Annotated in this window: 3 protein-coding genes; 1 reads left to right on the forward strand and 2 read right to left on the reverse strand. The window is 66.6% G+C overall.

Annotation, left to right across the window (positions count from 1 at the left end; all coding sequences use genetic code 11):
• Positions 1 to 593: 593 nt before the first annotated feature.
• Together ACK5KK_RS04955 and ACK5KK_RS04960 are read right to left on the reverse strand one after the other, a co-directional pair.
• Positions 594 to 1,982, reverse strand: coding sequence for a CoA transferase (locus ACK5KK_RS04955; protein WP_416888983.1), 1,389 nt, complete (start codon positions 1,980 to 1,982; stop codon positions 594 to 596).
• Positions 1,983 to 2,062: 80 nt separating this feature from the next.
• Positions 2,063 to 3,340, reverse strand: coding sequence for a citrate/2-methylcitrate synthase (locus ACK5KK_RS04960; protein ID WP_416888984.1), 1,278 nt, complete (start codon positions 3,338 to 3,340; stop codon positions 2,063 to 2,065).
• An 84-nt stretch (positions 3,341 to 3,424) separates the two neighbouring features.
• On the opposite strand from ACK5KK_RS04960, the gene mobF reads away from it, so the two are divergent.
• Positions 3,425 to 5,290, forward strand: a complete 1,866-nt coding sequence (gene mobF / locus ACK5KK_RS04965) for a MobF family relaxase (RefSeq protein ID WP_416888985.1) — start codon at positions 3,425 to 3,427, stop codon at positions 5,288 to 5,290.
• The last annotated feature ends 61 nt before the right edge of the window (positions 5,291 to 5,351 follow it).

Below are 5,351 nucleotides of genomic sequence, written 5' to 3' on the forward strand. Positions count from 1 at the left end.
ACGCGCGGGGCGGAACCATCAGACGTGGGCAGAACTCATGGCCACCAGCAGGCAGTTCTCCTGGCCACCCACGGGCAGATCCCGTGACCGCCTACGGGCAGTTTTCCATGGCCGCCGACACGGATCATCGGCCTTACGTGCGGAGGGCGCGAGCATGACCTCGAACGCTGCCGAGGCAATCTCCCAGGGGTCCAGCCCGTGCTTGCGAGCCAAGGGCCGGTATCTGACCGCGGTGTACCGCATCAGCTCCGCCGCTTCACGATCTCCCCGCCAAGCGCCCGGCCCGGACCGATGCAGCCGAATCAGTAGGGCGCGAAGGCCCTCTGCGGTGTCAAAGTCGTGGCTGGCCGAGCCAACCGGGGCCGCAGCATCGTCGCTTGCGGCGGATGTAGCTTCTTCGTCCACGGTGACGCCTCCCACGAGGGAGGTGCGACACCAAGCACCAGAGAAGGCCGCAAATCAACGTGGCCCTAGGACCACCCGTTCACAGGCTGGCCGCGAGTGCGAATATCGCCACAGCGGCCTGGCACCACGAGCAACACGGCCGCTTCATGCGGTCCCCGCGTCACCCGATTAGCTGAGTACCCTGCCGGTCAGCGCTGCCAGGTGGCGGGATGGCGTCCCAGCGGTCCGGCGTCATGCGCGAACTTCGCAGGGATACTGTCGATGCGGCCAGGGAAGGGTGCTCGTCGGGCCGACCCCCAAGCGGTACTGGTCGGTTCGAGAGCAAGGTCTGGTGTGGCTGCCAATGCTTGAGTGAGCACACGCTCGCCCGCGAGTTCGGTGACCTCATAGAGCAGGTTGGCGGTAGCGACCAGAGAGGTGGTGATCGTTGCGGTTACCGATTCAGTCAGTTGTCGCACGAGGATGCGGGTGATGGCGGCGGCGAGGAGCCAGCCGGTCCCGTAGTCGAGCGCCTGTACCGGCAAGGGATTGGGTGCGTCCGTGCCGGTGGCTGCGATACCGCAACTCATTTGGACGAGGCTGTCGAAGCCTCGGCGGTGACGCCAAGGCCCTACCCACCCGTAAGCGTCCAGGGACGCGATGATCACATCCGGATTCAAGGCTTTCAGATCGGTCGCGCCATAACCCAGCCCAGGCAGTGCGTCAGCGCGAAGCCCGATGACGATCACGTCCGCCTGGACAACGAGCTCCTCGAACACGACTCGGTCGGAGTCGGCGGTGAGGTCGAGTGCGGCCGTTCGCTTGCCCTGGGTGGTTTCTGGGAGAAGGGCTCCCACTTCCTCGAAGCCGGGAGGGTCGATCCGCAGCACATCTGCACCGTAGGCCGCGAAGAACTTCGTACAGGTCGGCCCCGCGAGCACCCGCGTCAGATCAAGAACCCGTAGTCCACTGAACGGCGCGTCTGGTCTCGCGAACGTCCAGCGCGCGGGAGTTGTCATCGACCGATCGGTGATGTCGAACGCAGATGCAGTCGCGGTTGCCGAACCTGCTTGTGAGACAAGCCATTCGGAACGGGTGGCCATAGCTGCCGCCGCCCCGCCGGCCTCGATGACAGCACTCTCTACATCGATGCGTCGCTGGCCCACGACCGCTGCCGCAACTCCATCACGGTCGTGTGCGCCGAGCGCCTGCTCGACTGCCACCCGGTGCGCGGCGTAGTTCGTGTGGAGCCTGATCCACCCGTCCGCCGTGCGGTAATTACCCGAGAGGGGATCCCAGAGTGGGGGTAGCCTCCAGCCCTGCGGAGTGAACCACGCTCCCGGCTGGAACGCTGCACAGGCATGGTGACTGTCCACACTCACCGCCCGCGTCGACGTTCCCTGCCGAACCGCGAGAAGATCGGCGGCGGCCTGCGTCGCGACCGCAACCGCTCCGCCCGCCAACCCGGTCACATCGAACACCGAAGGCAATACGACGCGCGGGCCGGTCACCATCGGCGCGGCCGAAGAGTCCATCGCCTCGTTCTGCCTGGAAGTCGCTCGCCAGAGGTGAGCAGTCGCTGATGTGATGTCGTCCATGCGAATCATGCTGTTCTCATGCCAACTGATAATCAACCTTGATTATCATCAACCATTGCGAATCGGTAGCGCTCAGCGCCTCAACCGGGGAGGTGTCGAGGAATCGCTCGCGCCCGGAACCTTAGGGCAGGCTCCTTGTATTCCTCTATTGCGTGGGCGACCCATCCGGCGGTGCGGGCGATCGTGAAGATGGTCTCTCCCGCATCGGCTGGCATACGAGCGAGAAGGGTCAGCAACCCGAGGGCGAAGTCAATATTCGGTTTCACCCGCGAACGCAGGTCAACCGCGCCCATCACGGCATTCGCAGCGTGCATCTCCGGTGCGTCTGCGAACGCCTCGGCGAGCCGGGCGAGCAAGAACGCTGCGCGGGGGTCTCCGTCAGGGTAGAAGGGATGACCGAAGCCGGGAACGCGACCATGCGTCTCCACCGCCGTAGCGACCGCAGCTTGCGGTCCGCGCGAAACGGCATCGGCAAGTGTCTGGTGCACGAGTCCGCTGGCGCTGCCGTGCAGCGGACCAGCCAATGGCCCCATCCCTGCGAGAACTACAGAAAACACATCAGAGCGAGCAGATGCCGCGATCCGTGCCGCCATCGTCGAAGTGGCGAGTTCGTGGTCCGCCAGCAGGACGAGGGTGGCGTTCATGATCGCCACAGCCCGCGTTGTTCCAGCCCGCGTTGTTCCAGCCCGTGCGCTCAATCGAGCCCACAGACAGCTGGCAATGCTCGCGCTGATGGCTTGCCCGCCGAGAATGGGACTAACCGCCTCAGCTCGGGTAGGCGCTGGTACCGCGTCAACCATGCTCGCAATCAGGGAGCGGGCGGTGCTGACGACGTTGCCAACACTGAGGTCGGAGCGGAACGGTTCGTGTTCCGACGCCAGCACCACCGCGACACGGAGCCGATCACGAACGGACGCCAGTTCGGGCAACACCAACGGGTAGGATTCCCAGGTCGCTCCGTCAGACTCGTCGCTGCCCCTCCACAGCCAGTCTGCAACCTGCTCAAATGAGCGAGTCTCCGCCAAAGTGCAAACGTCGCGGTCACGATAGCGAAGCCGCTGATCGATAACCGTCGTCAGTTCCGTTTCCACGATCAGATCGAGCGCCGCAGGTCGGGTGCTTCGCCGTGGCCGCCCGCGGCGCGCAAGAACCTCGACCTCATCCGAGTCGAACACGCTCCGACGCGATCCCGTCTCACCCCGCGTCGTGAGCACCCCACGGCTGACGTAGGCATACACCGTCTCCAGTTTCACGCCCAGCCTCGCCGCGACTTCTCGCGCACTCATGTCGGCCATACCCACATCGTAATCAACCTTGATTACAGACCAGGCGCGCTCATCACCGTTGCCTTCAATCACCCCTCAGCACCCGCCACCCACTCCCACTCCTTCCGCCCCCGACCACTCGTCCCCGCAAATCATTCCGATCAGAACTAGGGCGGGGTGATCCTGTTTCGCGGCAGCGGTGCTGCCGCGCGCCGTTATGTCGAGGCCGACCGTTCCCGCGCCGACGAGTACTACCTCGGGGCGGACGATGCCGTGGCCGAGTACACGGTGCTCGACGGGAGCGGCGGGGTCACCGCCGCCCGTTCACTGTCGGCGGACGAGTACGAGGCATGGGTGGACTGGACGGAGCCGATCACAGGCGAGTCGATGGGCACGCCGCGTGCGGCCGCCGTGGGCACGAAGGGGTCGCCGTTGTTCGCGGAGATGACGATCAACGCACCCAAGTCGTTGTCGGTCGCCGCCGCGCTGCATCCCGAGGTCTCTGACGCGCTCGACGCCGCCCAGCAGGATGCCCTTGCGGAGATACGGCGGTGGCTCGGCCAGCACTCCGTGACTCGCGTCGGGCCGCGTCACGCGCGGGAGGTCGTGCCTATCGAGCGGATGCAGGTCGTCGGTATCCGGCACAAGACCTCGCGGGCGGGTGATCCGCACCGGCATATCCATATGCAGATCGGCACGCGGGTGCGGGCAGCCGGGAAGTGGCGAGCACTCGACACCGCCGCGTTGTTCAAGCAGCAGGGCGCGATCCGCGCCCTCGGCACCGCGGTGATCGCCGCGCACCCGCAGCTCGCGCGCACGCTCGCAGAGCGCGGCCTGACCCTCGATTCGGTCAGCGGCGAAGTCAGGGAGTTGGAGCCGTTCAACGGGGTGATGTCGAAGCGGTCGGCGCAGATCAGGCGCAACCTCGACCGTCTCGAAGCCGAGTGGGAGGCGGCGCATCCGGGTGAGGAGCTTGGCCCGGTGATGACGGCGCGGTTGCAGGGCATCGCGTGGACGCACCAGCGGCCGGGGAAGAAGCCCGCCGACCTGAAGAACGAAGCGTGGTGGGTGCAGGAACTCCGCGAAGCCGGATACGACCCCGCAGCACTTGAGCATCGCGCCGTGCGACCGGTGGTGTCGGTAGATGACCTCGCCGTGCAGGAGGTCGCCAGCCGTGCGCTGGACCGGAGTGCGGCGGGCGCGTCCGCGTGGACGCGGCACACTGTCCAGGAGCACGTCACCCGGATCACCAGCGAGCACGGCGTGCACGCGACGCCCGCTGAGTTGCGCGCGTTCATCGCCGTGGCGACTGAGCTTGCTGTCTCGGATTGCTTCTCGGTGCTGCCGCCGGGTGCGGCGACGCCGGAGCATGTTGCGCACTTGACCAGCCTGAGCGTGGTCGCCGCCGAGACCGCTCTGCGCGACCAGCTCACCGACGTAACGCCGGATCGGGAGGTGGAGCATCCCGACGTGACCCGAGCCGGGCGAGCCGCCGGACTGGATGAAGGGCAGACCGTTGCTGCGGCGGCGGTTGCCTCGACCGATCCGCTCGTGATCGTGGAGGGTGCGGCGGGTAGTGGGAAGACCACGATGCTCCGCACGGCGATCACGGTCGCCGCCGAGCAGGGTCGGGCGTCGCGGGTGGTCGCGCCGACGTTGCGTGCCGCTCAGATCGCGCACGAAGAACTCGGCGTACCCGCCACCAGCGTCGCGGCGCTCGTGCACGCGCACGGGTGGCGGTGGAACCGCGACGGCGTATGGACACGCCTGAACCCTGGCGATACCGACCCCGAGAACGGGCGCACCTACACCGGCCCGCCCGAGGACGCACGGCTCGCGCGGGGCATGCGCGTGATCGTGGATGAAGCGGGGATGCTCGACCAAGACACCGCCCACGCCCTCCTCACGGTGACCGCTGAGGCGGGTGCGACAGTCGCGCTCGTGGGCGACCGCGCACAGTTACCTGCCGTGGGTCGTGGCGGGGCCCTCTTTGTCAAGCTGGTTGTGAGTCGTTCACGATCAGTTGGGAGAGCATGGCGATGACGATCAGTCCGGGGTTCACGGCGGCGGAGATCCGTGAGTTCGTGCACGAGTATCAGGTGCA

The organism is Microbacterium sp. (genome assembly GCF_047972865.1).
Lineage (GTDB): Bacteria > Actinomycetota > Actinomycetes > Actinomycetales > Microbacteriaceae > Microbacterium.